We start from the raw sequence: 26,185 nt of genomic DNA, 5'->3' as shown, positions 1-26,185 counted from the left end.
TCCCCCGGCCGCCTTCCCGGGGCCGGGCCGGGGATGCGGGTGCGGGTTCGTCGCGGTCGATCGCGCAGTTCCCCGCGCCCCTGCCGGACGGGCCGAAATGTGCACACACCGCGGACCGGACCGATCGTCACATTGCGGTCCATGACATCCTGTGAGGTCACAGCTCGCCGGACGTAATCGGCGGACGTCCGGCGACTACAGGGTGGGGAAGGTCCATGAGGCTCTGCTTCCTGGTGGAGGAGCACTACCGCCACGACGGCATGCCCAACGAGGTGATCCGACAGCTGACGGCGTGGGGCCACCAGGTGGACGTCGTACGCCCCGGCGGCTCGCTGCTGCGCATGACCGAGCTCGTGGACGCCGGAACGCACGACGCCTGGGTGCTCAAGACGGTGTCCGGCGGACCGGGCCTCACCCTGCTGGAAGCCGCCGCCGCGGCCGGGACCACCACCGTCAACGACGCCCGGTCCATCCGCGGCGTACGGGACAAGGCGCTGGCCGCCGCCATCGGGCGCGCCGGGGGCCTGCCGATGCCGCAGACGTACGCGGTGGCCCGGCCGGACCTGCTGCGGGAGATACCCGCGGCGCAGTACCCGCTGGTCGTCAAGCCGGCCGACGGCAGCTCCGGCCGCGGGGTGCACCTGGTGCCGTCGCCGGAGCAGTTGGAGGCGCTGCTGCCCGCGCTGGCGGCCGAGGGCATGCTGATCGCCCAGCCGTACGTGCCGAACGCCGGCACCGACGTGAAGGTGTACGCGGTCGGCGGCGAGCTGTTCGCCACGGAGCGCTGCTCCCCGCTGCACCCGGATCCGGCGGTGCGGGAGCGGCGGATCCCCCTGTCCGCGGAGGTGGCGGGGATCGCCGCGCAGGTGGGCGCGGTCTACGGGCTGGACCTGTACGGGGTGGACGTGCTGCTCGGCCCGGACGGGCCGGTGGTGGTCGACGTGAACGACTTCCCGAGCTTCCGCCAGGTCCCCGACGCGGCGGCCCGGGTGGCCCGTGCGGTGCTCGGCCTGGCCTCGCGGACCGGCGGAGCGGTGGCGACCGCGCCCGTGGCCGCCGTGTGCCGGCCCCAGCCCTGGGCGGTGCCCGTGTCGATCCCGGTGCCGGCGGCGCGGGCGGGCGAGGCCGCGCTGTGAGGATCTGCCTGATCACACCGGAGCCGGACCATCCGCTGCTGGCCGCCGCGGCCGGCCTGCTGCGCGCCGCCGGACACGGGGTGGATTCGCTGGATCCGGGGGCGGGGGCAGGGCCCCCGGCCCAGGCCTCCCCGGCCGATGCGTACCTGCTGAAGTCGCGGACGCCGCAGGCCCTCGCCCTGGCGCGGGAACTGGAGCGGAGGGGCGCGCCGGTGGTCAACTCCGCGGCGGCGACCGCGCTCTGCCAGGACCGTACGGCGATGGCGGAGCTGGCCGCACGGGCGGGACTGCCGTTCGCGGCGACCCGCACCCACGACTCCCTCGGCGTCTGGGCGGCCTCGGGCGACCCGCTGCCGGGCGGTCCCGTGGTGGTCAAGAGCCGGCACAGCCGCCGGCACGACCTGGTCGCCCGGGTCGACGACGCGGCCCGCCTGCGGGAACTGGCGGTGCGTTGGCCCCAGGAGCCGGTCGTGGTCCAGGACTTCGCGCCGAACAGCGGCTGGGACCACAAGCTGTGGGCCGTCGGCGGCCGGGTGTTCGCCGCGCTGCGCCGCTCCGAGCTCAGCCCGCAGGGCCGCGGTGCGACACTGCCGCTGGCCCTCGCTGAACTCCCGGACGGCTGGGAGGAGCTGGTGCGGCGGATCGGCGACGTGTTCGCGCTGGACGTGTACGGCGTGGACGTCATCGACACCGGGGACGGTGCGCCGCTGGTCGTCGACGTGAACGCCTTCCCCGGCATCCGCGGCCAGGACGGCGCCGCCGAGTCCCTCGCCGGGCTGGCCCTCGCCCGCGCCGCCGCCCACCGCGGCTGAGCCCGCCGGGCCCGGCCCCCGGGAGGCGGAATCGGCGGTGGTGGGGCGTGTCGGCGGGGCGGGGCGGGGCGGGGAGCCGAGGATCGGCGGATGGGCGTCGTCGTGCCGGTCCTCTTCGCGCTGTTCGCGGCGCTCAGCAATGCCCTGGCCACCGTGTTGCAGCGGCGGGCGGCGCTGACGGTGCCGCAGAGCCAGGGGTTCCGGCCGGGGCTGGTCCTCGACCTGCTGCGGCGGCCCGTGTGGGTCGCCGGGATCCTGGCCGTGATCGCGGCCGGGGCGGGGCAGGCCGCGGCGCTCGCGACCGGCGCACTGGCGCTCGTACAGCCGCTGTTCGTGCTGGAGCTGCCGTTCGCGCTGCTGATCGCCTCGCTGGTGGTGCGCCAGCGCCTGCCGGGCGCGCTGTGGGCGGCCGTGGCCGCGGTGGTCACCGGACTCGGGCTGGCGCTGGCCGCGGCCGCCCCCACCGGGAACCTCACGCACGTCCCGCTCGACCGGTGGCTGCCCGCCCTCGCGGCGTGCGCGGGGGCCGCCCTGGCGCTGGCGCTCGCCGGGCTGCGCCGGCCCGCGGGGCGGGCCCGGGCGGGCTGCCTGGGCGCGGCCACCGCCGTCTGCTACGCGCTCACGGCGGCCCTGATGAAGGATTCGGTTCCGCTGCTCGCGGAGGGCGGGATCACCGCCTTCCTGACCGCCTGGCAGACGTACGCCTTCGCGGTGAGCGGCATGGGCGCGCTGCTGCTGCTCGAACACGCCATGCAGGGCGGCCCGCTGGTCGCCTCGCAGCCCGCGCTGACGCTCGGCGACGCCACGTGCAGCATCGCACTGGGGGTCGTCCTGTACGACGAGCAGTTGCGGTCGGGGTGGTGGATCCTCCCCCAGCTGTTGGGGGTGGCCCTGATCTGCGCGGGGGTCCTCGCACTCGCCCGGGCCGGAGCGGGCGGACCCTGACCGCGCCGGGTGGCGTGCGCGCGGCGGTGGGTTCGGCGCCGGAGCCCGGGGTGGCGGTCGTGGCCTCGGGAGTCCGGCGCGCGCTGGGCTACGATCTGGCCCGCGGTCCGATCGGATCGAACGAACGACCGTTTCCCAGGGGGTGGGTGGTGGGTGTGACGTCCCGCAGGACCGCCGCGGCGCGCGCCGTGACCGGCGTACTGGCGGCCGCGCTGCTGGCGGGCGGCTGCTCCGGCGGCCCGGACGCGGAGCCCGCCGCGGACCGGCCCACGGGCACGGCGACGGCCCCGGCTCCGCCGTCCGCCCCGGCCTCGCCGTCGGCCACCGCTCCGGACCCGTCGGCGTCGCCCGCCCCGGCGGCGGGGGCGACGCCGGCCGACGTACCGGATCCGACGCAGACCCCCGGCCCGCGGCCCAAGTCGAGCACCCGTCCGGAAACCACGCCGATCCCGCAGAACCCCAACCGGGGCCCCCATCCGCCGCCGGCCCCGACGCGCACCCTGGTGCCGGAGTGGAGCCCGCCCCCGTTCGACCCGGGGGCCACGTACTCGATCCCGCCCCTGCCGAGGTGATCCGGCGCGCCCGCCGGGTCAGGCGGTGCCGGCCGGCGGCCCGGCCGGCGCGTCGGGTACCGCGGGAGCGCCGGATGCAGCAGGTACGTCGGGTGCGTCGGCCGGGCGGCGCCGGAGCCAGACGAGGGTTCCGGCGGCCACCACCACGAGCACCGCGCCCAGCGCCAGCATCCAGGCCGGGAATCCGCCGACCATCAGCAGCTCGTCGTGGTAGACGGCCCGCCGGTACGGGGTGTCGGAGGCGGCGGCGCGCAGTTCGTGGTCGCCCGAGATGCGCCCGGGGTCCGGGAACTCCTGGTCGATCGCGGTGAGGAAGGTCTCCCGGCCGCCCGTGAGGGGGGCGAGCTCGTCCGTACCGGCGACCTTGCCCGCGAAGGTGACCTTCGGTGCGGAGCCGCCGATCGGGGAGGCGGGCTCCATCCGGTGGTCGGCCAGGACGTACAGGCCCAGGGACTGGGGGGTCTTCGCCATCCGGGACAGCCGCATCGGGTAGACGAGCCGCTGGCTGTCGAAGCGGATCCGCAGCGGGTCGAGGACGCCGTACAGGACGCTGCCCTGCTTGCGGGGGGCGAGGCGCACCGCGACGTACTCCCACTTCTGGTCCACGTACGGCCTGACCTCGGTGGCGAGGGCGTCGGGCATGGTGAAGCCGTTGGACTCCAGCCACTGCCGCAGGGCGTCCGGGTCGGTGGCGGTCAGGCGGGCGACGTCGAAGTCGCCGAGCTGTTCGCGGCCGACGACTCCGACGGGCGCCCCGGCGCCGGGCGCCGGCGCCTCCGCGGCCCCGTCGCGGGAGCCGGTGGAGAACGGCCAGTCCCCGGAGTCGGGGAGGAAGTGGTACCGGGCCCTGGACTCGGGCCGGGTCAGCCGGTCGAGCTCGTGGAACAGGTTTCCGTCGCCCAGCTCCACCGTCGCCCGCGTCGGCACCGGCATGATCCAGGCCGCGCGCCGGGCGTTCCCGCCGACGGTGAACCGCATCACGATGTCCTCGGTCCGGCCGTCCCAGTGCACGGCGGAGGTTTCCCGCGAGACGCCGATGCGCGTCGAGCCGTCGGGGACCATCGCCCCGCAGCCGCACGCGTACGCGGGGCTGACCAGCGATCCCAGCTGGGTCGCGAGCAGGAGCAGGAGCAGTGCTGCGATTCGGTTTCTCATCCACACGGGGTCTCAGACGACCGGCCGTGTGATCCGGTTCCGGCCAGGTGTACGCCTCCGGGAGGCGTCCCGTACACCTTCCGTGGGCCTTCCGCGGGCGCACGGGACGGCACTGGGCAGGGGCCCCTGTCCGGCGCGTGGGAAGCATCTCCATACTGCTCCCATGAGAGGGAAGGAAGACAAGCCGCGCAGCAGCCCGCTGGTGCCGGACCTGGTCGCGGCGGAGATCACCCGGCACGACTGGGAATCGATCGTCTGCGGCTGCGGGCGCAGCGCCGGGCACCTGGTGGACCAGCTGTGGGACGCGGCGGAGGGGCATCCGTCGGCCTACCGTGCGCTGGAGGGGCACGCCTTCCAGGCGGGGCAGCTGCGGCCGCCCGCCCCTGCGGTGTGCGGGGTGCTGATGGCCGTGTGGTCCGCGGGGCCGCCGCGGCTGGCGACCCGGGAGGCCCTGTTGTGGACGCTGCTGGCGCTGGCGAGCACGGAGGACGACGGGTCCCCGTACGAGGCCGGGCTGTACGGGCAGTGCGCGGCGTACATCCGGACGAACGTGGGCTCGTTGCGCCTGGAGGCGGTGACCCGCCCGGACACGGTGTCGGCGGCCTACGTGGACGGCATCCTGGAACTCCTCGGCCTGGCTTCCTAATCGTGTTGTCAAGCGGCCGTCGTGACCGGCGGTGACACTTCGTAGCACCGCCGGTCACGGATCAGGGCCCAGATGACGTTGACGCGTCGGCGGGCGAGGGCGAGAACGGCCTGGACGTGCTTCTTGCCCTCGGCGCGTTTGCGGTCGTAGAACCTCCGCGAGTTCGGGTCGTACCGGACGCTGACCAGCGCGGAGGTGTAGAAGACCCGCTGAAGTCTGCGGTGATAGACGAGCGGGCGGTGGAGGTTGCCGCTGACCTTGCCGGAATCATGTGGTCGCGGGGCGACGCCGGCGAAGGCCGCCAGCGCGTCCGGGGAATCGAACTCGTCAAGGCTGCCGCCGACAGCGGCGAGGAACTCGGCTCCTAGTGTCGCGCCTATGCCGGGAACGCTCAGGACGATGTCGGCGAGTTCGTGCTCGCGAAACCGGCCCTCGATGAGCTTGTCCATCTCGGCGATCTGCTCGTTGAGGGTCATCACCTCCTCGGCCAGGGTGTGGACCAGCTTGGCGATGGTCTTCTCCCCCGGGACAGCGGTGTGCTGTCGCGCGGCGGCCTCGACGGCCGCCTCGGCCAGGGCTCTGGCATTGCGGACCTTGCGGTTGGCCAGCCACGTCGTCAGCCGAGTGGCCCCGGCACGGCGGATCGCGGCCGGGGCCTGGTAGCCCGTCAGCAGCCTGAGCGGCCCGGTGTTCGTCACGTCCAGGGCCCTCTCCAGGGCCGGGAACATGGACAGTAGGGTGCCACGCAGCCGGTTGACCGAGCGGGTGCGGTCCTCGACCAGGTCGGCCCGGCGGCCGGTCAGCAGCTTCAGCTCGACGGCGGCCTCGTCGGCGGGGCGGATGGGCCGCAGGTCGCGGCGCATCCTGGCCTGGTCCGCGATGACGTAGGCGTCGCGGGCGTCGGTCTTTCCCTCACCGCGGTAGCCGTCGGAAGCCCGGTTCACCAGCCGCCCCGGCATGTAGAGGACCTGCTGGCCGTGGCCGACGAGCAGGGCCAGCAGCAGCGCGGGCTCCCCGCCGGTCATGTCGATGGCCCAGGTGACCTCACGGCCGTCGGCCAGATCCAGGACATCCCCGATCAGTTTCAGCAGCTCAGGTTCGTCGTTGGCCACCCGCCGCGACAGCAGCGTCTTGCCGTCCGCGTCCAGGGCGAGGCCGTGATGGTGGCCCTTGCCGCTGTCGATCCCCGCCCATATCCGGCTCATCGCGCTCCTGACGTACGTGTTCGTTCGGTTCGTACCACGGACGACCTCGCCGGCATTGCTCTACACAGCGACTTGTTCGCACTTCCTAATCGGCGGCCGAGTCGTCGTGGGGCGCCGGGCGGCGAAGCCAGGGAAACCACGAGACGGCAGCCGCCTGATAGCCACACCCGGCACCCCTGGGCGACCCAACCCTACGAATGGCTCGATCAACCCGATCAAGAAGGTAGAGCCGCCTGACGGCCGTGCGGGACCCGGGGCGGCCCCCGCCCCTGTCGGGCCCGCCCGGGCGGCACGCGGCTCAGACGGTCGGCGCGCCGCCGTCCGGCCCCGGTGGGGCGATCCGGCCGTCGCGCAGCTCCACGACGTGATCGGCGAGTTCGATCAGGACCGGGTCGTGGGTGGCGACGACGACGGTGACGCCCTCGCTGCGGACCACCGCGCGCAGCAGCTGCATGATCGAGCGGCCGGTCTCGGAGTCGAGTTGGCCGGTCGGCTCGTCCGCGACGATCAGCGCAGGCTCGTTGGCCAGGGCGCGCGCCACGGCGACCCGCTGCTGCTGACCGCCGGAGAGCTCGCCGGGCCGCTGCTCGGCGTGCTCGGCGAGGCCGACGAGGGCGAGCAGGGTGCGGGCCCGCTCCTCGCGCTCCTTCGCCGGGACGCCGCGCATCCGCATCGGGATGCCCACGTTCTCGGCCGCGGTCAGGACGGGGATCAGGCCGAAGGACTGGAAGACGAAGCCGATGCGGTCGCGGCGCAGCGCGAGCAGGCCCGCCTCGTCGAGGTCGGCGAGGTCGGTGCCATCGACGGTGACGGTGCCGCCCGAGGGGGCGTCGAGGCCGCCGACCAGGTTCAGCAGCGTGGTCTTGCCGGAGCCGGAGCGGCCCTTGAGGGCGGTCAGGGTGCCGCGCGCGACCTCGAAGGAGGCGCCGCGCAGGGCGTGCACGGCGCGTTCCCCGCTGCCGAAGGTTCGGTGGACGTCGTCCACGACGACCATCGCCCGCGCCGTGGCCGTGGTGGCCGTGGTGGCCGTGGCCTGTGTGGCCTGCGCGGCGGCAGCGGCTGCACCCCGTGCGGCAGACCGCACCACCGGCTCCGGTTGCTGATCGTTCGTCAAGATGCCTGCTCCCCCCGCGGATTCGACCGGCGAGCAGTTCCGTGCGCCGCGCCCGGATCACCCGCACCCCGAATTTGTTCATCCGCCACCTAGTTCGCGCAAGCCCCTTCCGTGAAGCGATCGGATCTGCCAACATCGTCCGCTATCCGGATCCCACGGTCCGGAACGGGAGGGGAACACCGCGCATGCTCGGCTTCGTCGTGCGCCGGCTGCGCGGGCGACTGCCGCTTGCCGCCGCCGTGCTGCTGACCGTACTGATCGCCACCACGGTGCTGACCGCACTGACCGCGTTCACCCGTGGTGTGGGCGAGGCCGGGTTACGCCAGGCCCTGACCGGTCCGGACCGGGTCCGGACCACCGTCCTCGCCTCCGGCGGGCATGCGGTGTCCGCACGCGAGAAGGACGACGCGGCCGTGCGCGCCTTCGGCAGCGAACTCTTCGGGCGCTTCCCGGTCGCCGTCGAGAGCGTGGCGCGCAGCCGCGCGTACGGGCTGCCCCGCGCCCACGCCCAGGGCACCGAGGCGGCCCTGACCTTGCTGGCCTCCCTCGACCGCGAGCGGGCCGTCCTGGTGGCGGGTCAGTGGCCCGGCGCCGTCGCAGCGCCCGGCGGGCCGGTGCCGGTCGCCGTCCCGCAGCAGGCGCTGGCCCCGCTGGGGCTGACCTCGGAGTCGCTGCCGGGCGACGTGCGGCTGGACGACCGGTACGGCGGCGCACCGCTCACCGTGCGCGTCACCGGTGTCTACCGGGCGGCCGACCGGAACGCCGCCTACTGGAGGCTCGACCCGTTCGGCGGGCGCGAAATCCAGGTCAGCAGCTTCACCTCGTACGGCCCGCTGCTCGTCGACGACGGCGCCTTCACCGCGGGCGGCATCGTCCAGGACGCCCGCGCCTGGCTGCTCACCCCCGACTTCACGGGCGTCCACACCACCGAGACGCACGCCCTCGCCGCCCGTACCGCGGACACCGCCGCCCGCCTCAAGGACTCCACGGGCCTCACCACGGCCACCGAACTGCGGGAGTTCCTCGGCGAACTGGAATCCGGGCAGCTCGTGGCCCGCTCGGCCGTGCTCGTCGGTGCGCTCCAGCTCGCCGTCCTCGCCGCGGCCGCCCTGCTGCTCGTCTCCCGCCTGCTGACGGACCGGCAGGAGGGCGAGCGCGGCCTGCTGCTGGCCCGCGGGGCGTCCCGCGGCCGGCTGGCCGCCCTCGGCCTGGCCGAGGCGCTGCTGATCACCCTGCCGGCCGCGCTGCTGGCCCCGCTGCTCACCCCGCCGCTGCTGCGGCTGTTCGCCGGGGTCGGCCCGCTGGCCCGCGTGCCGTTCGACCCGGAGGGCGACCCGCTGCTGCTGTGGCCCGCCGCGGCCGTCTGCGCCGTGGTCTGCCTGCTGCTGATCACCCTGCCCGCCGTACTCCGCGGGACCGCGGCCGCCGCGCTGCGCCGGGCCGGCCGCCGGCAGGCTTTCGTCGCCGGCGCCGCCCGGTCCGGGGCCGACCTGGCGCTGCTGGCCCTCGCCGTCCTCGCCTACCGGCAGGTGGCCCGGCACACCGGCACCGGCCCGACGCCGGACGCGCAGGCGGCGGCCGCCGGGCTCGACGTCGACCTGCTGCTGGTCGCGGCGCCGACGCTGGCCCTGTGCGCCGGCACCCTGCTGGTGCTGCGGTTGCTGCCGTTCGCGGCGCGCCTCGGCGGGCGGATCGCCGCCCGGGGCCGCGGACTCGGGCCGGCGCTCGTCGGCTGGCAGCTGGCCCGCAGGCCCGGCCGGGCCACGGGCCCCGTCCTGCTGCTCGTACTCGCCGTGTCCAGCGGTGTACTGGCCGTGGGCCAGCACACCGCATGGTCCGCGTCCCAGCGCGACCAGGCCGAGTTCGCCACCGCGGGCGGGCTGCGGATCCACGGCGACGACCTCCCCCCGATGGGCCAGGCCGGACGGTACGCGGCCCTGCCCGGTGGCGACCGGGTGCTGCCGGTGATCCGCAGCGCGCAGCAACTGCCCGGCGGGCGGACGGCGCAGTTCCTCGCGTTCGACGCCGCCGCCGTCGCCGAACGCGTCCCGCTGCGCGCCGACCTGCGCGACGGCCGCCCGATGCGCGACGTGTTCGCCGCGCCCGGCGCCGCGGCACCGGCCCCGGGCGGCATCCCGCTGCCCGGGCAGCCCCGCCGCATCGACCTGGACATCGCACTGCGCACCCCCGGCGACAGCGGGAACCCGGCGCTCGGGCTGCTGCTACGCGACCGGTTCGGGCTGACCCACCGGACGCCGGTGGTCCAGCTGCCGCCCGGCGACGGGACCACCGTGTCCGTGGACCTCGACACGCTGACCGGGGCTCCGTTCGGATCCGCCGCGGCGCCGCTCAGCCTCGCCGCGATCGTGGTGTCGTACCTCCCCACGGGCGAAGGGCCCGTCGGGGGCGAGGTGGCCGTGCGGCGGATCGCCGTCTCCGACAGCCACGACGGCCCGGCCGTCCCCGTGCCCGCACCCGCGCCGGGCCCCGACTGGACGCTCAACGCCCCGCAGCTCTCCCGGGCCGACCGGCAGCCAGCCGGCGAACTCCTGGCCGCCGGCGGGGACGACTCCGCCTGGGTGCGGCTGCGCTACCGGGGCGGTACCGACGTCCCGAGCGGCGTGCATCTGACGCTCATGCCGCCCGGAACGGGGCAGGCCGTGACCGAGGTGCCCGGAGTCGCCACCCGCAGCTACCTCGCGGAGACGGGGGCGGCCGTCGGCGACCTCGTCACCGTCACGGTGGGGCCGACCACCGTGCCGGTACGGATCGGGGCCGCGGTGGGTTCCGTCCCCGTGGCGGGCGAGCCGGCCCTCGCCGTCGACCTGCACTCCCTGGGGCGCCTGCTGGCCGCGACCGGGGCGCGGGAGGTGCCCGCCCCCGCCGAGTGGTGGCTGCCGGCGGCGTCCCCCGACGACCCCGCCCCGGCCCGGGCCGCCGCCGCACTGCGCTCCGGATCCGGGGCACAGCAGGTGGCGCTGCGCGAGGAGGTCGCCGACCGGCTGCTCCGGGACCCGCTGAGCGCCGGCCCGCAGGCCGCGCTGGCCGCCCTGGCGGCGGTCGGCGCGCTGCTCGCGGCGATCGGCTTCGCCGCGGCCGGCGCCGCCGCCGGCCGGGAACGGGCCCGGGAGTTCGGCGTCCTGCAGGCCCTCGGGGCGTCCCGGCGGAAGCTGGCCGGGACCGCGGCCGCCGAGGGCTGCCTGCTGGTGGTGCTGGGCAGCGCCGTCGGGGCGGGGCTGGGCGCCGCGATCGTCCACCTGGTCGTCCCGCTGTTGGTGCTCACGCCCACCGGACGGCGTCCCGTGCCCGGGGCACTCGTCGACCTGCCGACCGGCGCCACCCTGCTGATGGTGGCCGCCGGCGCCGCGGCACCGCTGCTGTCGGCCGTACTCGCAAGCCGCGGCGGGGGCGCCGACCCGGCCGCCCGGCTGCGCCACGTGGAGGAGCTGTGACCAGGGACGTGACGGACCGGCCCGACCCGGCCGACGACCCGCAGCCGGGCTCCGCCCGGCAGAGGCCCGACGGCCCCCGGCGGGACGGGGCTGCTGAGCGGCGGGTGCGGCCCGCGGCCTGGGTGCGGACCCGGCTGAGCGCGGCCCCGCTGGGCACCCTGCTCGCGGCCGCCCTCGCCTTCACCGCCGTCCTCCTCGCGGCCGCCCTGCCGCGGGCCCTGGACCGGGGCGCCGACCAGGCGCTGCGTTCCTTCCTCCATGGCCGTCCCGCCCCCACGAGCCTGATCGCCACCTCCGACGCGCAGGTCGGGCCGCAGACCCCCGAGGGCTTGGACGAGGTCCTGGCGAAGCTCCTCGCGCGGACCGGACCGGTGTTCCGGATCGCCCCGACCGGGCCGGTGCACGGCACCCGGGCGCTGCGTTCACGCGAGCTCACCAACCCCGGACTGTCCCGCCCGGAGGGCGCCCCACCCGCGCTGGGCCTGGTGTACCTGCGGCACGCCGACGAGCACGCCCGCCTCGTCGCGGGGCGCTGGCCCACCGGCGGAACCGCCGACGGTCCGGTGCCGGTGGCGCTGTCGCAGCAGGCGGCCGAGACCATGAACGTCCGGCTCGGAATGGTGCTGGAAACCCCGCCCGACCTCTCCGACCGCCCGTTCAGGGCCGAGGTGGTCGGCCTGTACGCACCCCACGACGCAGACGACACCTACTGGGCCGACCTGCCCTGCCTCACCCGCGCCTGCGCCACCTACACCCGGGGCAAGGACCCGAAGTTGTACTGGCAGACCGCCGCGCTCGTCGGGCCGGACGCCATCGACCGGCTCGGCCCGTGGGGCAAGGAGGCCGAGGACTTCTGGCGGCTGCCGGTCGACACCGCCTCCCTGCGGACCGACCAACTCGCCGTCGTCAAGCAGGAGGTGGCCTCTTACACGGTCGGCCGGACCGCCACCGAACTGGAGCGCTCCGCCGGCCGGGCCAACCTGCGGATCACCTCCCAGCTGCCGCAGCTGCTCACGCAGGCCGAAGCCCGCTGGCAGGCCGCCGCACCGCTCGCCGCGATCGGCCCGGCCGGGGTGACCGGAGTGGCCGTCGTCGTGTTCTGCCTGGCCGGGGCGCTCGCCGCCGACCGGCGCAGGGCCGAGCTGCAACTGCTCGCGGCCCGCGGCGGCTCGCGCGCCGGCATCGTCGGCCGGCTGCTCCGCGAGGGCGCGGTCACCGTCCTCCCGGTCGCCGCGGCTGCGACCGCCCTCGCCGCGGTGCTGCTGCCGACGCCGCGGTGGGCGGGCTCCCTGCTGGCCGCCACCGCGACCACCCTGTTCGTCCTGCTCGCCCTTCCCGTCCGGGCCGCCGTCCTGCTGTCCCCGCCGCGCGCCCCCGCACCGCGGCGCCGCCTGGTCGCCGAGCTGCTGGTGCTCGCCGCGACCGCCGCGGCCGTGTACGAGGTCCGCCGGCGCGGGATCGCCCCCGCCGGGCAGGGTCCCGACGTCCTGCTGGTCGCCGCTCCGCTGCTGCTCGCCCTGTCCGGGGGGCTGGTGCTGGCCCGGCTCCAGCCCGCCCTCGTCGGGCTGCTGGCACGGGCGGCCGGGCGGGGGCGCGGCCTCGTCGGCTTCCTCGGCCTGGCCCGTGCCGCGCGCGGCACCGGGGGCCGGGTCCGGCCGTCCGCGCTCCCGCTGATCGCACTGCTGCTGGCGGTCACCACCGGCGGCTTCGGCGCCACGGTACTGGACGCGGTGGACTCCGCCCGGATCCGGGCGGCCCGGCTGGCCGTCGGCGGCGACGTGCACATCGCCGCGCCTGCCGGCTACGCCGTGCCCCAGGAGATGGCCCGGGCCGCCGCCGCGCTGCCCGGCGTACGGACCGCGGTGGACGTGTGGACCGACGACAACGCCTTCCTGTTCGGCACGGTGCAGGGCTCCACCCAGGTCACCGTGGTCATCGCCGACCCGGCCCGGTACGCGGAACTGGCCCGGGCCATCGGGCGGGGCCGCTTCGACCCCGAACTCCTGGCCACCGGCGCCGGCGACGCCCCCGTGCCTGCGCTGTTCAGCAGTGAGCTGGCCCGGCTGGCCAAGCCCGGCGGCGAGCCGTTCCGGCTGCACCTGGACTCCGGCGGGGAACTGCGGATCCGCACCGCCGGCGTGGTCGACGGCACCCCGGCCAAGCCGGACGGCGGCGGGGCCGTCCTCGTCCTCCCGGCGGGTTCGGCGACCGCCGCCGCACTGCCGCGCACCCCCGGCCCCGACCGGTGGTTCGCCACCGGCGCGGTCGACGAGGACCGGCTGCAGGAGCTCGTCCGTGCCACGGCGCCGGCCGGTCAGGCCGCCGGGTTCCGGGTGGAGACCAGTACCGCCGTGGCCGCCGGGCTCGGCGAGAACCCGCTCCAGCGGTCGGCGGGCCGGCTGTTCTGGGGCTCCCTGGCCGGGGCCCTCGGGTTCGCCCTGCTGGCGGTGCTGCTGACCCTGGTGCGGGCCGCCCCCGAACGGGCCGCGGTACTGGCCCGGCTGCGCACGATGGGCCTGCGCCCCCGGCAGGGCCTGCGGCTGATCCTCGTCGAGGCGCTGCCGCAGGCGGTGGGCGCCACCATCGGCGGGGCCGTCGTGGGACTGGCCGCCGTGGCCCTGCTCGGGCCGTACGTGGACCTGTCGACCATGGTCGGCGCGCCCGTGCCGCCGGGGCTCCGGCCGGCGGTGCTTCCGGTGCTGGGGCAGGCGTTGGGGCTGACCGGGCTGGTGGCCCTGGCGGTGCTCGTCGAGACCGCGGTGTCCGGGCGGCGCCAGATCACCACCGAGTTGAGAGCGGGAGACCAGCGTTGAAGACCGACCAGCCGACCTACGAAGAGCTGCGGCAGCGGGCCCTGGCGGCCTCCGGGCCGCGGGGCCCGGAGGCCGGCACGGCCATCGCCTGCGACCGGCTGGTGCGCATCTTCAGCACCGACGGGGTCGAGGTGCAGGCGCTGCAGGGCCTGGAACTGACCGTGGCCCGCGGGGATCTCGTGGCGCTGGTCGGAGCCTCCGGCAGCGGCAAGTCGACCCTGCTGAACATCCTGGCCGGGCTGGACGTCCCGACCGCCGGCACGGCCACCGTCGACGGGTACGACCTGCTGGAGATGTCCGCGAAGGACCGGCTGCGCTACCGCCGGGAGGCCGTCGGATTCGTCTGGCAGCAGACGGCCCGCAACCTGCTGCCCTTTCTGACGGCAGCTCAGAATATCTCCCTTCCACTGCAGTTGGCGGGCCGATCCCGGGGTGCGGCCCAGCGGCAGGCCGCCCGGGTGGCCGAACTCCTCGACGCCCTCGGCATCGGCGACCTGGCGGGCCGGCGGCCCGCCGAGCTCTCCGGGGGCCAGCAGCAGCGGGTCGCGATCGCGGTCGCCATGGCCAACGATCCGGCGGTGCTCCTGGCCGACGAGCCCACCGGCGAGCTCGACTCCGAGACCGGGGCCGCGGTCTTCGAGGCGCTGCGCACGGTGAACCGCGAGCTCGGCGTCACCGTCGTCGTCGTCACGCACGACCCGCTCGTCGCGGGCGAGGTCCGCCGTACGGTCGCGATCCGCGACGGGCGGACGAGCAGCGAGGTCCTGCGGCGCACGGTGACGGACGAGCACGGCGCCGAATCGGTGAGCGAACGCGAGTACGTGATGCTGGACCGCACCGGTCGCGTGCAGCTGCCCCGGAAGTTCCTGGAGGCGCTGGGCATGGAGCACCGAGTGGCCGTCGACCTGGCCGCCGACCACATCGCCGTGCGTCCCGACGACGCGTCCTGAGGCCTCCGCGCCTGCCGGCAGCGGTGCGAGCGGGCCGCGCGGCCCGCTCGGCCGCCCGTCACTTCCGCAGCCCGGGTGTCGTTAGGGCCACGGGGTTGACTCTGGGGGGCGAAGGGATGAAGGAATGCGGCAGTTTCCTCTGGAGATGCACGGCATGGCACCCGGCCGGGTCGTCGAATGGCGGTTGCGGTCCAACGCGGCGGGGCCGGAGCCGGCCGCGGAGGGGGCGGGCAGGAGGGCCTCGTTCAACCAGGACAAGCACTTCACGGTCGCCGAGCAGAGCCGGGGGGACGACGACCCCGTCGCGTCCTGGATCGCGGTCACGTTCGAGGTCGCGGGGGCCTTGGACGAGCCGGCCATGACCCGGGCCCTGCTGGCCTTCGTACGGCGCCACGAGGTGCTGCGCTGCGAGTTCCGGCGGCTCGTCGGCGAGCTGGCGTGCGAGCCGATCGCCCCGGACGAACTCGCCCTGTCCACGGTCCCCGTGGCGGCCTTCGACACCACGCAGGCGCTGGTCGGCTTCCTGTCGGAGCGGTTCAAGCGGAGCATCGACACGCTCTCCTGGCCCCTGTTCACGATGGGCGCCGTACTGCGCGGGGACTCCGCGACCGTGTACCTGGCCTTCGACCACATCGTCTGCGACGGCCTGTCCATGCCGATCGTGGTGCAGCAGGTGCTGGACGCGTACGAGGCCCTGCGGCGCGGCGAGGAGGTCGGCGACGGTCCGGAGCCGAGCTACCTCGACTTCGCCGACGACCAGCGCCGCCGCTACGCGACCTTCGCCGAGGACGACGAACGCCTTGGCTACTGGAGGGAGTTCGTGGCGCGCGGCGGCGGGGAGTTCTTCCCCCGGTTCCCGCTCGACCTCGGCGTGGAGCCGGACCGGATGTACCCGATCGTCAACGAGGCCTCGCCGCTGTTGGACGCCGGCGAGACCGAGGTGTTCGAGAAGGCCTGCCGGGCCGTGGACGGCAAGGCGTTCATGGGGGTGCTGGCCGCGGTCGCGGTCTGCCTGCGCGAGGCGGGCGGGCCCGGCGTGTACCGGGGGTTCATGCCGGTGAGCGAACGCGGCCGGGAGGAGTGGGCGCGGTCGGTGGGCTGGTTCGTCAACACGATGCCCATCGAGTTCGACGCCTCGCCCGGCCGGGACTTCGCCCAGGTGATGGCCGGGGTGCGGGACGCGTTCGGGGAGATGATGGGCCATCTCGACGTGCCGTTCGTGCGGGCATGGCAGCTGCTGGCACCGGTGGAGTTCGGCGCCCGCTCGTGGCCGTACCCCGTGAACTTCTTCTCGTACATCGACACCCGCAAGTGCCCGGGCGCCGAGCGGCACGAGGACCGGCGGCCCGCCTCGCACGTGTGGTCGGCGCGGGCCAACGGCGCCTGCTCCTGGTTCCAGCGGGACGCGTACGGGCTCCACATGAACTCGATCTACGTGGACACCCCGGCGGCCCGCCGGACCATGGCCGGGTTCCAGGAGGCGCTGCGGGGCACGGTCGGGGAGATCGCCCGGCACGGCTCCTTCGGGCGGCCGCTCGGGCTGGCCGCGCCCCGCGGGCCGGTCGGCGCGGCACTCGGCGTGAGCGGGTCCGGGCGCGCCCACCCCTGACGTGTCCCGGCCGCCGCGCCCCTCCCCGCCCGCTGACCGCCGGCTCCCGCCGCGGTCGGGTTCAGGGGCGGTGGGCGGCCCGGCGCAGCAGCAGGTCCCGCTCGCGGGCGTTGCCGGTGAGGGAGGCGGCGCGTTCGAACTCGGCGCGGGCCTCCTCGTGCCGTCCGAGCCGCTCCAGCAGGTCGCCCCGGACGCTGGGCAGCAGGTGGTAGCCGCGCAGCGCGGGGTCCTGCGCCAGGGCGTCGACGAGCGGGAGCACCGCCCCGGGCCCGTCGGCCATCGAGACGGCGACGGCCCGGTTGAGTTCCACCACCGGGGAGGGGGTCAGGTCGGCAAGCCGCCCGTACAGGGTGGCGATGGCCGCCCAGTCGGTGTCCTCGTAGCGGACCGCACGGGCGTGGCAGCCGGCGATCGCGGCCTGCAGGGAGTACGGGCCGCTGCCGGCCCGGGACAGGGCCTCGACGCCGCGGCGGATGAGCAGCCGGTTCCATCTGGCCCGGTTCTGGTCGGCGAGGAGGACGGGCTCGCCGCCGGGGCCGGTGCGGGCGGCGGTCCGGGAGGCCTGGAACTCCAGGAGCGCCGCGAGTCCGTGGACCTCGGGCTCGTCGGGCACGAGGGCGGACAGGAGGCGGGCGAGGCGCAGGGCGTCCTCGCAGAGGGCGGGGCGGAGCAGGTCGTCGCCGGCCGTCGCCGCGTACCCCTCGTTGAAGACCAGGTAGACCACTTCGAGGACGGAGGCGAGCCGCTGTTCCCGATCGGCGCCGTAGGGCACCTCGAAGGGGACGCCGGCCTTGGCGAGGGCCCGCTTGGCGCGGACGATGCGCTGGGCGACGGTCGGCTCGGAGGTGAGGAAGGCGCGGGCGATCTCCCGGGTGGTCAGCCCGCCCACGAGGCGCAGGGTGAGGGCGATCCGGGCGTCGGCGGCCAGCACGGGGTGGCAGGCGGTGAAGACCAACCGCAGGAGGTCGTCGTCGATGTCGTCGGGCTCGGCCGGCTCGGGGGGCGGCGGCACGTCTTCGAGTGTGCGGCCTACCTCGGCGAGCTTGCGGGCGTAGGTCTCCTTGCGGCGGACGAGGTCGATGGCGCGGTGTCTGGCGGTGGTGGTCAGCCATGCGCCCGGGTTGGCGGGGACGCCCGCCGCGGGCCACTGTTCCAGGGCCGCGACGAGGGCGTCCTGGGCGAGCTCCTCGGCGATGCCGACGTCGTGCACGATGCGCGCGACGACGGCGACGATCCGCGCCGATTCGATCCTGAACACCGTCTCGACGGCCTGGGCCGTGTCCGTTCCCGTCACGGCCACCCATCAGAGCAGCCGTGGCGGGCCGGGGCAAACAGGGCGCCCCCGGCCCTGGCCCGGCGGCGGTCCGCCGGCCGGCGGCCGGCGGCTCGGTCAGCCCTCGTCGATCTGGCGGACCTCCAGGCCGACCGTCCACTCCACGGGGTGTACCTCCAGGAACCGCTTGGCCCACTCCATCGCTTCGGCCATGTCCTTGGCCTGGAGGAGGGCGTAACCGCCGACGACCTCCCTGGTCTCGGTGAACGGGCCGTCGGTGTAGCTCAGCTTGCCGCCGGACCAGGTGACCCGGGTCGCCTCGGCGGTGGGACGCAGTCCGGCGGTGTCCAGCATGACGCCGGCCTTGGTGATGTCCTCCAGGAGCGCGCCCATGCGCTGTTCGAACTCCGGGGGGAACTCGGTGTCGGCGGGCAGGTTCTGCTCGTCGATGCGGACCAGGGAAAGGAAGCGCGGCATGGTGACTCCTCGGTCGGAAGGGCGGGGGCTGTCCCGCCTCTCACCCCTGCGTCGAACCGGAGGAGGCGGAATCGACACCCGCGGAGGTTCTTCTTCGGGATTTTCTCCGGACCGGGGGCGGCGGACCGGTCAGCGGCAGGGCGGCGGGGCGTGTCGGGCCCGGCGCGACCGCGGGTCAGCGGCTGTCGCCCGACCAGTCCCAGTGGTCGGGGTCGGACGCGCGGCGTCGGTAGTGGGACCGGCCGCCGGCCCCGTAGCGGCCTATCTCCGTGGGGAGGGCGGCCTCCTCGGCCAGCCGGCCGGGGCTCCAGCCCGTGACGTCGAGGAGCAGCCCGTCGAGGGGGCCGCCCACGAGCTCGCCGTAGCTGCGGCCGGGGCGCGGGCCCGGGTCGGGATCGTCGTGGTCGGCGCCGTACACCCGGCGGCGGAGCATCCTGTCGTCCATGCCGCCAGCTTCACAGGCGCCACTGACAATGCGGTGCCCATCTGGCCGAAACGGGTATGGGTGAGATAGGTGCCTGGGGCATGTAATGGGTCCAGGCGAACACCGGAACTACGGACTGTGCTTACGAGGTGCTGCATGTCGGAGACCGTGGCCTTCCCCCAGGACCGAACCTGCCCCTACCACCCGCCCACCGCCTACGATCCGCTGCGCGCGAGCCGGCCGCTGTCCCGCGTGACCCTTTTCGACGGCCGGTCCGTGTGGGTGGTCACCGGACACGCCGAGGCGCGGGCCCTGCTGTCCGACGACCGGCTCTCCGCCGACCGCCGGAACGCCGCGTTCCCGGCCGCCACCCCGCGGTTCAAGGGTCTTCAGGACCGCAGCATCGCGCTGCTCGGCGTGGACGACCCGCTGCACAACGTCCAGCGCAGGATGCTCATCCCGAGCTTCACCCTGAAGCGGACGGCGGCCCTGCGGCCCCGGATCGAGGAGACCGTGGACCGGCTGATCGACGACATGGTCGCCCGCGGCCCCGGGGCCGAGCTCGTCGGCGCCTTCGCCCTGCCCGTGCCGTCGACCGTGATCTGTTCGCTGCTCGGGGTCCCGTACGAGGACCACGAGTTCTTCGAGGGGCAGTCGCGCCGGCTGCTGCGCGGGCCGGACATCGCCGACGTGGAGGACGCCCGCACCCGCATCAACACCTATCTGGCCGATCTGATCGAGCACAAGCGGTCGGTCCGCGGGGACGGCCTCCTGGACGAGCTCGTCGAGCGGCGCCTGGAGACGGGCGAGACCGACGTCGACGAGCTGGTCTCGCTGGCCGCGGTCCTGCTGGTCGCGGGGCACGAGACCACGGCGAACATGATCTCTCTGGGCACCTTCACCCTGCTGCGGCACCCGGAGCAGCTGGCCGAGCTGCGCGCCGACCCGTCGTTGCTCTCGGCCGCCGTGGAGGAGCTGATGCGGTTCCTGTCGATCGCGGACGGCATGCTGCGGGTGGCCACGCAGGACATCGAGATCGGCGGGGTGACGGTCCGGGCGGACGACGGGGTGGTCTTCTCGACCTCCGTCATCAACCGGGACGAGGCCGCGTTCGCGGAGCCCGACGTGCTCGACTGGCACCGCCCCTCCCGGCACCACGTCGCCTTCGGCTTCGGCGTCCACCAGTGCCTGGGGCAGAACCTGGCCCGCGCCGAGGTGGAGATCGCGCTGGGCACCCTCTTCGCGCGGCTGCCCGGGTTGCGCCTGGCGGCCGAACCGGACCGGATCCCGTTCAAACCCGGCGACACCATCCAGGGCATGGTCGAGCTCCCGGTGACGTGGTGAGCGGGGTGCCGCCGCGCCGCACCACCGTGGGCATCGACACCTCCGTCTGCATCGGCGCGGGCCAGTGCGCGCTGACCGCTCCGGACGTGTTCACCCAGGACGACGACGGATTCGGCCAGGTCCTGCCCGGGCGGGAGGACGGCATCGGCAGCCCCCTGCTGCGCGAGGCGGTCCGGGCCTGCCCGGTCTCGGCGGTCGTCCTGCGCGAGGACGGCGAGGACCACGCAGGCCACGAGGACGGCGACGACTGACGGCGGGGCGACAGCGGGAACGAGGGTCCGTGGGACGCACCGAGCCCCGCCGGGTGGGTCGGCGGGGCTCGTGGCCTGTGACGTCGGCCCACACGTGAAGCGGGGTCGGTCGGAGGTCAGTCGAGGGGCATCACGTTCTCGGCCTGCGGGCCCTTGGGGCCCTGGACGACGTCGTACTGAACCTTCTGGTTCTCCTCCAGCGCCCGGAAGCCGGACGTCTGGATCGCGGAGTAGTGGACGAACACGTCCGGGCCGCTGTCGTCCTGCTGGATGAAGCCGAACCCCTTCTCCGAGTTGAACCACTTCACAATGCCTGTAGCCATCGGTCCTGATCCTTCTCAACGTTCCACGCGGGCAGCTCGTAACGGTGCCGCCGTCCCGATCCTGCCCACCCGCTCCTGGGATCACACCCCCGTGCGGCCAACCGGGGGGCGTCGAACGCATGCCCGCCCCGTCCGGGACGGTTCAGCCGGAGGCTTCGGCGCCACCGTCGGCGGCGGGCGACAGCGCGGTGGCACCCGCGGGCCGGAGCGCCGGGGCCGCCGCGGCGGCGCGTCGCCCCCCGCTCATGCGGCAGCCCAGGCAGTCGGCGTGCCCCGTGCGGGCGACGTCGTCGCGGACCCGCCAGTCCCGCGCTGGGGCGGGCCGGGGGCCGCTCGGCTTGCCCCAGCCTGCGAGGTGCAGCAGCCAGGTGACGGCCGCGGCCACGACGACAAGGCCCAGGCCGAGCCAGATGCCCGGCGTCCAGCCGGCACAGAAGGCCGCACCGGCCGCCGCGGAACCGAGTACGGCCAGCGCGGTGCCGGTCCAGCCGGCGACCGTGTGTCCGAGGTCGACGTCTCCGTGCGCGCTCATGGTTCTCCCGACGTAGGCTCAAGACATGAAGGCTTACCTCGCGAGCTAAACATCTGATCAGCGAAGTATCTCGCGAGCTAAGTAACTTAGATGCTAAGGAGTCTTTGCGTGCAGGGCAAGACCCGCCCCCCGGCCACGGCCGGGGAGGCGATCTCCCGTATGGACCACTACGTCGCCCTCGGCCTGATCGGCCAGCAGGAGGTGGCGCAGCTGCTGGGACTCAACGTCACCGATCTCACCTGCCTCGGGCACATCCTGGGGGCCGGGGACGAGCCGCTCTCGGCCGGCGACCTGGCCTCGCTGGCCAACCTCACCACCGGCGCGGTGACCGGCGTCCTCAACCGGCTGGAGCGCGCGGGGTACGCGAAGCGGCAGCCCGACCCGACCGACCGTCGCCGGGTCCGGGTGGTGGCCGATCCGGTGGCGACCCGGCGGGTGGTGGAGGCCTACGAGCCCTTCTACGCCCGGCTCGCCGCCCTGTTCGACGAATACTCCCCCGACGAGGTCGCCGTCATCGCCGACTGGTTCACCCGCGCGGCCGCCGAGGCGCGGGCGCACCTGGACCGCCTGCGGTCCGGTGCGCTGGCCCCGGCGGCCGGCCCCGGGAGTCCCGGATCCCCCGGCGGATCCGCCGGCCGCGAAGTGCCCGCAGACCCGTCGGACTCCGCAGACCCGTCGGTCCCCGCGGAGCCGGGAGCCCCGGCAGGGCCCGGAGCCTCCGCGGCCCCCGGAGGCCTGCAGCCGCCGATGATAAAATTCCCCTTTTCGTGTCCCACGGAAGGCTCTGCATGAGGAACCCGTCCCCCTACGGGCGTTTCGGCGTCAGGCCCGCCGCCAAGGCAGCCCGGGCGACCCCGAAGGCCGGTGCCGGAAAGGGCGCCGGCAGCACCGCCGGCAAGGCGCCCCGCACCCCCGCCCTGCAGGGTGAGTTCGCCGTGCCCGAGCCCGACGTCCCGGCCCTGCCGCCCGTGGAGTCGTTCGCCGAGCTCGACCTGCCCGCCGAGCTGCTGCGGACGATGGCCGAGTCCGGGGTGGAGAGGCCGTTCCCCATCCAGGCCGCCGCCCTGCCCAACGCGCTGGCCGGCCGTGACGTCCTCGGCCGGGGGCGGACCGGCTCCGGCAAGACGCTGGCCTTCGGCTTGGCCGTCCTCGCGCGCACCGCGGGCCGGAAGGCGGACCCGAAGCGGCCGCTGGCCCTGGTCCTCGTACCGACGCGCGAGCTGGCGCAGCAGGTGACCGAGGCCCTCGCCCCGTACGCGCAGGCCCTCGGGCTGCGGATGTCCACGGTCGTCGGCGGGCTGTCGATGGGCCGGCAGGTGAGCGCGCTGCGCACGGGCTCCGAGGTCGTGGTGGCCACCCCGGGGCGGCTGAGCGACCTGGTGGGGCGGCGCGACGTGCACCTGGACCGGGTGCGCATCACGGTGCTCGACGAGGCCGACCAGATGTGCGACATGGGCTTCATGCCGCAGGTCACCGAGATCCTGGACCTGGTGCACGCCGACGGGCAGCGGATGCTGTTCTCGGCCACCCTGGACCGCAACGTCGACCAACTGGTGCGGACGTACCTGAAGGACCCGGTCTCCCACTCCGTGGACCCGTCGGCGGCCACGGTGACCACGATGGACCACCACGTCCTGCACATCCACTCCGCCGACAAGGTCTCCGCGGCGACCGAGATCGCGGCCCGCGAGGGCCGGGTGCTGATGTTCCTGGACACCAAGCACGGCGTGGACCAGTTCGTGAAGCACCTGCGGGCCATGGGCGTACGGGCGGAAGGGCTGCACAGCGGCAAGTCGCAGCCGCAGCGCACCCGGACCCTCGCCCAGTTCAAGGACGGGACGATCACGGTCCTCGTCGCGACGAACGTCGCCGCGCGCGGCATCCACATCGACGACCTCGACCTGGTCGTGAACGTGGACCCGCCGGCCGACCACAAGGACTACCTGCACCGCGGCGGCCGTACGGCCCGGGCGGGCGAGTCCGGCAAGGTCGTCACCCTGGTCACCCCGAACCAGCGGCGGGACGTCGTCCGGCTGATGGCGGACGCGCGGATCCGGCCGACCATCACCCAGGTCCGCTCCGGCGAGGCCGCACTGAGCCGGATCACCGGCGCCAAGGCCCCCTCCGGGGTGCCGCTGTCCGGCGCCGCGCCGACCGACGCGAAGGGCCGCCCGTCCGGCTCGGAGCTCGGCTTCCGCGGCATCGGCAGCCGGCCGGGTCGCCCGGGCAAGGGCAAGGAGTCCCGCAAGACGGCGGAGGCCAAGGCGCTCGCCGAGGCTCGCCGCGCGGCCCGCGTCCGCCGCGGCCGCTGACGCCCCCGACGCGGGCGCAGGCTCACGGGAGGACGAAGACGAGCGGTGCGGGCCCCGGAACCGGGGCCCGCACCGCAGGTCGTCACCAGGCGCGGTCGGGGAGGGTCAGGGACGGCGCCGCCGACGCCGCATCTCGGCCACGATCGCGCGGGTCACCACCGGCGGGAGCAGGTCCTTCGCCAGCTTGCGCCACGGGGCGCCCGGCCGCGGACGGGCCACCGGCTGCCGCACCGGGGCGGGCGCCGGCGTGGGCGGGGCCGGCCGCTCGGGAGCCGGCCGCAGCGGCTTCGGGATCGCCGGAGGGACGGCCCCGTGGTCGCCGATGCGGACCAGCGGCTGGCCGGCCACCATCTCCACGCCGTGCCACAGGTCGGTCCGGCCCTCCAGCCACTCCAGCAGCGCCGTGCGGTAGGGCTCCGGGTCGTCCCAGGTCGCGTACAGCTTCGCCCCCGACACGGCGATCAGCCGGAGGCCGTCGACCGCCACCGCGCCCCACGCCGCGGCGGCGACGCCCGGGCAGTGCTCCGAGCGGTAGTCGTCGAAGACCACGAGGGCGCCCGGCGCGGCCACGACGCGGGAGGACGCGATGTCCTGGACGACGTGCTCGTACAGGTGGGAGGCGTCGATGTGGACGAACCGGCAGCTCGCCGGGCGCACCCGGTCGGCGACCACGAAGGTCGGGGCCTGGATGATCGTCGGCAGTTCCTCGTGGAACGCCAGGTAGTTCGTTTCGAAACCGCGGCGGGTCAGCGTCGAGTACGAGCCCTGCATCTCCGCGAGGTTGGAGTCGTCCGGCGCCGGCGAGTCGAAGAGGTCGCAGACGGTGAACCCCTCGCCGTCCCGCAGGTACTGCCCGAGGAAGATCGCGCTCTTCCCCATGAACGCGCCGAGTTCCAGGAGGTCGCCCGGCTTCCCCCCGGCCCTGCTCTGGTGGGTCAGGAACCAGTCGAAGAGCGCCTGGTCACAGTCCGAGAACCACCCCTTGACCTCGCCGTACGCGGTGGGAGCGGGCAGGGCCGGCTCGCCGTCGGGGGTGGTGACGGGAGCTTGCGAAACGTGCGACACGGAGTACAGCCTCCAGTGGAACGGCATCTGATCAACGCTGATACCCGGCCGGGTAGCCAGACCATAAACCGCGGCATGCCCGAATGACGAGACTCCTGTGCAAGCCGATGAAATCCGCCGCCCCGCCAGGCTGGTTTTACCCCTTTCTGCCCGATTCCACACCCCCGCCGGGCTGCGAGACCCACCCGCCGACACGTCCACAACTCCCGCCCCCGACCTGCCAGTACGCCCGCGGGCGTCCGGCGGCGCCTCCACGGCCGGCCCTGCACGTCCGGGGCGGCGGAATCGGCCTCGCCGGCGTTGGGGGCGCGGGTCCGGGCTGAGCCCGGTACACCCGGCGGAGCCGGGTCCCTCGCGGAGCGGGGCGGCGGTCAGGCGGGGAGGGTGCGGCTGCTGCGGCGCAGGCGCAGGGCGGCGGCGTTGCGGACGCGCCGGGTGCGGGCCGAGCCCGCGAGCAGGGTGAGCGCCTCGTGCGAGGCCGGCAGCCGGACCGCGGTCCGCTGGCACCAGTCGGAGGCGGCGGTGAGCTCCGCCGCCGACCACGGCCCGCCGCGGCCGATCGCCCTGAGCAGGTTCCACTCGCACAGCCTGCGCGCGGGGAAGGCGCGGTCGCCGAGTGCGCCGGCCATGGCCTCGGCCCAGGCGGGGAAGGCCGTGGCGTCCAGGAGTTGGGCGGCGCGACGGTCCAGGTGCGTGACCACCGCACTCTCCGCCATCACCGGGTCGGGATCGCGCAGCACGGCGGCCACGGCTTCGGCTTCGGCCGCCGGCCCGGACGCGGCCCGCCCCGCGGGCGCGGGCGCGGGCACGGCCACGGGCCCGGCCGCCGGCGCCCGCAGAACCGGGGGCGAGGAGTCCGCCGGTCGGACGGCGTGCGGAACGGCGGCGGCCGCCGCTGCGGCCAGGGCTTCGAGGTGGCGGGCGTAGCGCCAGTGTTCGGGCGGCGCCGCCGCTTCGGCCGGGCGTATCAGGTCCTCTTGTGTCCCCATGGGGCCCATTCCACACGACCGGTGGGGTGGGCCGGTGCGCAGGGTGGCGCCGCGGGACCGTCACACCGCCGGCTCCGGGCCGGGCCCGGCGGCGCCCTCCTCCGGCAGCGGAGCCCCCGTCTCCAGCAGGGTCTTGAGGCTGGAGGCCAGCATCGGCCAGGCCTCACTGCACATGCCGATCAGCATGCCGCCCGGCTCGAAGCCATCATGACGGATCGTCAAGCGGGTGAGGGTGTCCCCGACCGGCTCGATCTCGTACGTCACCTTCGTACGCGGCTGCGCGGCCAGCTCCGCCCGTAGTTCCTCGTCGACGCCGACCGCGGCCGCCCACTCGGGCGTGAAGGTGTGCCAGGTGTACGCGAGCCTGCGGTCCGGCACGCAGTCGAGGACCACCTGCTCCGGATCGCTGGTCCGGGTCCCGCGCTCCACCCACGCCATCTGCGAGCCGACCGCCCAGTCGGTCTCGAAGCTCAGGCCCCAGTACCTGCGGGTGAAGGCGGGGTCGGTGAGGGCCTCCCAGACGCGTGCGGGATCGGCCAGGAGGTAGACGGTGTAGGTGATCACGCTGTCGCTCATGCCCCCATGCTGCGGGACCGGGGGCCGCGCACCCGGGATTTCCCCGGCGGCGGCCCGGCGGCAGCCCGTGGCGGCCGAAGGGGCGAGGGCGGGGCTGCGTATCGTTCCCATACCGGCCATTCCGGCTTATTACCTTGTTACCCCAGCCCTGGTATGTTCGCCGCGCGGACTGGCGGAATGAAACCCTCTGGTCCGACCACGTGAAAAAGA

At 75.1% G+C, this 26,185-nt stretch carries 24 protein-coding genes; 13 read left to right on the top strand and 11 right to left on the bottom strand.

Features of this window, described 5'->3' with window-relative positions; genetic code table 11:
* Positions 1 to 215 precede the first annotated feature (215 nt).
* The 4 genes from ACSHWO_RS30675 to ACSHWO_RS30660 all read left to right on the top strand — a co-directional run bounded on the left by ACSHWO_RS30675 (position 216) and on the right by ACSHWO_RS30660 (position 3,465).
* A complete protein-coding gene (locus tag ACSHWO_RS30675; RefSeq protein WP_438316989.1) occupies positions 216 to 1,136 on the top strand; it encodes an ATP-grasp domain-containing protein in 921 nt (306 codons plus the stop codon).
* Positions 1,133 to 1,948 (top strand): ATP-grasp domain-containing protein, encoded by an 816-nt coding sequence (locus ACSHWO_RS30670; protein WP_385839207.1) that lies wholly within the window; start codon positions 1,133 to 1,135, stop codon positions 1,946 to 1,948. The genes ACSHWO_RS30675 and ACSHWO_RS30670 overlap by 4 nt, the downstream gene beginning before the upstream one ends.
* Before the next feature lie 90 nt (positions 1,949 to 2,038).
* Complete coding sequence (locus ACSHWO_RS30665; protein WP_385839214.1) at positions 2,039 to 2,893, top strand: DMT family transporter; 855 nt, start codon at positions 2,039 to 2,041, stop codon at positions 2,891 to 2,893.
* 155 nt (positions 2,894 to 3,048) lie between these two features.
* Positions 3,049 to 3,465, top strand: coding sequence for a hypothetical protein (locus ACSHWO_RS30660; protein WP_438316985.1), 417 nt, complete (start codon positions 3,049 to 3,051; stop codon positions 3,463 to 3,465).
* Between the two features lie 18 nt (positions 3,466 to 3,483).
* Here ACSHWO_RS30660 and ACSHWO_RS30655 read toward each other — a convergent pair whose 3' ends face one another.
* A complete protein-coding gene (locus ACSHWO_RS30655; RefSeq protein WP_438316982.1) occupies positions 3,484 to 4,620 on the bottom strand; it encodes a DUF2330 domain-containing protein in 1,137 nt (378 codons plus the stop codon).
* A gap of 163 nt (positions 4,621 to 4,783) precedes the next feature.
* Here ACSHWO_RS30655 and ACSHWO_RS30650 point away from each other — a divergent pair, with 163 nt between their 5' ends.
* Positions 4,784 to 5,266 carry a hypothetical protein gene (locus ACSHWO_RS30650; protein ID WP_438316979.1) on the top strand — a complete coding sequence of 161 codons (483 nt, stop codon included), beginning with the start codon at positions 4,784 to 4,786 and terminating at the stop codon, positions 5,264 to 5,266.
* Between the two features lie 8 nt (positions 5,267 to 5,274).
* Here ACSHWO_RS30650 and ACSHWO_RS30645 read toward each other — a convergent pair whose 3' ends face one another.
* Complete coding sequence (locus tag ACSHWO_RS30645; protein ID WP_438309625.1) at positions 5,275 to 6,471, bottom strand: IS110 family transposase; 1,197 nt, start codon at positions 6,469 to 6,471, stop codon at positions 5,275 to 5,277.
* Between the two features lie 298 nt (positions 6,472 to 6,769).
* A complete protein-coding gene (locus ACSHWO_RS30640; RefSeq protein ID WP_438319315.1) occupies positions 6,770 to 7,465 on the bottom strand; it encodes an ABC transporter ATP-binding protein in 696 nt (231 codons plus the stop codon).
* 305 nt (positions 7,466 to 7,770) lie between these two features.
* Between ACSHWO_RS30640 and ACSHWO_RS30635 the strand changes: the two genes are divergently transcribed.
* The 4 genes from ACSHWO_RS30635 (at position 7,771) to ACSHWO_RS30620 (ending at position 16,409) form a co-directional block, all read left to right on the top strand.
* Positions 7,771 to 11,037, top strand: coding sequence for an FtsX-like permease family protein (locus tag ACSHWO_RS30635; RefSeq protein ID WP_438316976.1), 3,267 nt, complete (start codon positions 7,771 to 7,773; stop codon positions 11,035 to 11,037).
* On the top strand, positions 11,034 to 13,850 hold the full coding sequence (locus ACSHWO_RS30630) for a hypothetical protein (RefSeq protein WP_438316973.1): 2,817 nt from the start codon (positions 11,034 to 11,036) through the stop codon (positions 13,848 to 13,850). The genes ACSHWO_RS30635 and ACSHWO_RS30630 overlap by 4 nt, the downstream gene beginning before the upstream one ends.
* Positions 13,847 to 14,800, top strand: a complete 954-nt coding sequence (locus tag ACSHWO_RS30625; RefSeq protein ID WP_438316970.1) for an ABC transporter ATP-binding protein — start codon at positions 13,847 to 13,849, stop codon at positions 14,798 to 14,800. Before ACSHWO_RS30630 ends, ACSHWO_RS30625 begins: the two co-directional genes overlap by 4 nt.
* A 124-nt stretch (positions 14,801 to 14,924) precedes the next feature.
* Positions 14,925 to 16,409, top strand: coding sequence for a condensation domain-containing protein (locus ACSHWO_RS30620; RefSeq protein ID WP_438316967.1), 1,485 nt, complete (start codon positions 14,925 to 14,927; stop codon positions 16,407 to 16,409).
* Positions 16,410 to 16,470: 61 nt separating this feature from the next.
* Here ACSHWO_RS30620 and ACSHWO_RS30615 read toward each other — a convergent pair whose 3' ends face one another.
* The 3 genes from ACSHWO_RS30615 to ACSHWO_RS30605 all read right to left on the bottom strand — a co-directional run bounded on the left by ACSHWO_RS30615 (position 16,471) and on the right by ACSHWO_RS30605 (position 18,604).
* Positions 16,471 to 17,703, bottom strand: a complete 1,233-nt coding sequence (locus tag ACSHWO_RS30615) for an RNA polymerase sigma factor (RefSeq protein ID WP_438316965.1) — start codon at positions 17,701 to 17,703, stop codon at positions 16,471 to 16,473.
* Between the two features lie 96 nt (positions 17,704 to 17,799).
* Positions 17,800 to 18,159 (bottom strand): YciI family protein, encoded by a 360-nt coding sequence (locus ACSHWO_RS30610; protein ID WP_438316963.1) that lies wholly within the window; start codon positions 18,157 to 18,159, stop codon positions 17,800 to 17,802.
* A gap of 175 nt (positions 18,160 to 18,334) precedes the next feature.
* On the bottom strand, positions 18,335 to 18,604 hold the full coding sequence (locus tag ACSHWO_RS30605; protein ID WP_361090426.1) for a hypothetical protein: 270 nt from the start codon (positions 18,602 to 18,604) through the stop codon (positions 18,335 to 18,337).
* Between the two features lie 135 nt (positions 18,605 to 18,739).
* Between ACSHWO_RS30605 and ACSHWO_RS30600 the strand changes: the two genes are divergently transcribed.
* Entirely contained in the window at positions 18,740 to 19,927 is a 1,188-nt protein-coding gene (locus tag ACSHWO_RS30600) for a cytochrome P450 (protein WP_438316959.1), read from the top strand.
* The gene (locus tag ACSHWO_RS30595) at positions 19,924 to 20,178 is read left to right on the top strand and encodes a ferredoxin (protein ID WP_385839274.1); all 255 of its coding nucleotides are present in this window, start codon (positions 19,924 to 19,926) and stop codon (positions 20,176 to 20,178) included. Before ACSHWO_RS30600 ends, ACSHWO_RS30595 begins: the two co-directional genes overlap by 4 nt.
* A gap of 116 nt (positions 20,179 to 20,294) precedes the next feature.
* Here the strand turns inward: ACSHWO_RS30595 and ACSHWO_RS30590 are convergent, their stop codons facing one another.
* Both ACSHWO_RS30590 and ACSHWO_RS30585 read right to left on the bottom strand, forming a co-directional pair.
* On the bottom strand, positions 20,295 to 20,501 hold the full coding sequence (locus ACSHWO_RS30590; protein WP_361090420.1) for a cold-shock protein: 207 nt from the start codon (positions 20,499 to 20,501) through the stop codon (positions 20,295 to 20,297).
* 142 nt (positions 20,502 to 20,643) lie between these two features.
* Entirely contained in the window at positions 20,644 to 21,033 is a 390-nt protein-coding gene (locus ACSHWO_RS30585) for an HGxxPAAW family protein (protein ID WP_361090417.1), read from the bottom strand.
* A 108-nt stretch (positions 21,034 to 21,141) separates the two neighbouring features.
* On the opposite strand from ACSHWO_RS30585, the gene ACSHWO_RS30580 reads away from it, so the two are divergent.
* Together ACSHWO_RS30580 and ACSHWO_RS30575 are read left to right on the top strand one after the other, a co-directional pair.
* Positions 21,142 to 21,825: a MarR family winged helix-turn-helix transcriptional regulator gene (locus ACSHWO_RS30580; protein WP_438316954.1), complete on the top strand. Its 684-nt coding sequence runs from the start codon at positions 21,142 to 21,144 to the stop codon at positions 21,823 to 21,825.
* A complete protein-coding gene (locus ACSHWO_RS30575; protein WP_385839299.1) occupies positions 21,822 to 23,345 on the top strand; it encodes a DEAD/DEAH box helicase in 1,524 nt (507 codons plus the stop codon). Before ACSHWO_RS30580 ends, ACSHWO_RS30575 begins: the two co-directional genes overlap by 4 nt.
* 105 nt (positions 23,346 to 23,450) lie before the next feature.
* On the opposite strand, the gene ACSHWO_RS30570 is transcribed toward ACSHWO_RS30575, so the two are convergent.
* The 3 genes from ACSHWO_RS30570 to ACSHWO_RS30560 form a co-directional block, all read right to left on the bottom strand.
* Positions 23,451 to 24,410 (bottom strand): class I SAM-dependent methyltransferase, encoded by a 960-nt coding sequence (locus ACSHWO_RS30570; protein ID WP_438316950.1) that lies wholly within the window; start codon positions 24,408 to 24,410, stop codon positions 23,451 to 23,453.
* A gap of 371 nt (positions 24,411 to 24,781) precedes the next feature.
* Positions 24,782 to 25,399: a hypothetical protein gene (locus ACSHWO_RS30565; protein ID WP_438316947.1), complete on the bottom strand. Its 618-nt coding sequence runs from the start codon at positions 25,397 to 25,399 to the stop codon at positions 24,782 to 24,784.
* Between the two features lie 60 nt (positions 25,400 to 25,459).
* The gene (locus ACSHWO_RS30560; RefSeq protein WP_438316944.1) at positions 25,460 to 25,975 is read right to left on the bottom strand and encodes an SRPBCC family protein; all 516 of its coding nucleotides are present in this window, start codon (positions 25,973 to 25,975) and stop codon (positions 25,460 to 25,462) included.
* Positions 25,976 to 26,185: the final 210 nt, after the last annotated feature.

Origin of the sequence: Streptomyces pallidus (ex Mingjun et al. 2026) (assembly GCF_051550185.1) — a bacterium.
In the GTDB taxonomy this organism is placed as follows: Bacteria; Actinomycetota; Actinomycetes; order Streptomycetales; family Streptomycetaceae; genus Streptomyces.
The sequence above is the reverse complement of the archived record's forward strand: the minus strand, read 5'-3'. Positions and strand labels throughout refer to the sequence as shown.

Excerpts from the sequence above, each read along its gene's own strand:
- ACSHWO_RS30675 (WP_438316989.1), top strand. The coding sequence starts at position 216 with ATGAGGCTCTGCTTCCTGGTGGAGGAGCACTACCGCCACGACGGCATG.
- ACSHWO_RS30665 (WP_385839214.1), top strand. The coding sequence starts at position 2,039 with ATGGGCGTCGTCGTGCCGGTCCTCTTCGCGCTGTTCGCGGCGCTCAGC.
- ACSHWO_RS30655 (WP_438316982.1), bottom strand. The coding sequence starts at position 4,620 with ATGAGAAACCGAATCGCAGCACTGCTCCTGCTCCTGCTCGCGACCCAG.
- ACSHWO_RS30650 (WP_438316979.1), top strand. The coding sequence starts at position 4,784 with ATGAGAGGGAAGGAAGACAAGCCGCGCAGCAGCCCGCTGGTGCCGGAC.
- ACSHWO_RS30645 (WP_438309625.1), bottom strand. The coding sequence starts at position 6,471 with ATGAGCCGGATATGGGCGGGGATCGACAGCGGCAAGGGCCACCATCAC.
- ACSHWO_RS30640 (WP_438319315.1), bottom strand. The coding sequence starts at position 7,465 with ATGGTCGTCGTGGACGACGTCCACCGAACCTTCGGCAGCGGGGAACGC.
- ACSHWO_RS30635 (WP_438316976.1), top strand. The coding sequence starts at position 7,771 with ATGCTCGGCTTCGTCGTGCGCCGGCTGCGCGGGCGACTGCCGCTTGCC.
- ACSHWO_RS30620 (WP_438316967.1), top strand. The coding sequence starts at position 14,925 with ATGCGGCAGTTTCCTCTGGAGATGCACGGCATGGCACCCGGCCGGGTC.
- ACSHWO_RS30610 (WP_438316963.1), bottom strand. The coding sequence starts at position 18,159 with ATGCCGCGCTTCCTTTCCCTGGTCCGCATCGACGAGCAGAACCTGCCC.
- ACSHWO_RS30605 (WP_361090426.1), bottom strand. The coding sequence starts at position 18,604 with ATGGACGACAGGATGCTCCGCCGCCGGGTGTACGGCGCCGACCACGAC.
- ACSHWO_RS30600 (WP_438316959.1), top strand. The coding sequence starts at position 18,740 with ATGTCGGAGACCGTGGCCTTCCCCCAGGACCGAACCTGCCCCTACCAC.
- ACSHWO_RS30590 (WP_361090420.1), bottom strand. The coding sequence starts at position 20,501 with ATGGCTACAGGCATTGTGAAGTGGTTCAACTCGGAGAAGGGGTTCGGC.
- ACSHWO_RS30585 (WP_361090417.1), bottom strand. The coding sequence starts at position 21,033 with ATGAGCGCGCACGGAGACGTCGACCTCGGACACACGGTCGCCGGCTGG.
- ACSHWO_RS30575 (WP_385839299.1), top strand. The coding sequence starts at position 21,822 with ATGAGGAACCCGTCCCCCTACGGGCGTTTCGGCGTCAGGCCCGCCGCC.
- ACSHWO_RS30565 (WP_438316947.1), bottom strand. The coding sequence starts at position 25,399 with ATGGGGACACAAGAGGACCTGATACGCCCGGCCGAAGCGGCGGCGCCG.
- ACSHWO_RS30560 (WP_438316944.1), bottom strand. The coding sequence starts at position 25,975 with ATGAGCGACAGCGTGATCACCTACACCGTCTACCTCCTGGCCGATCCC.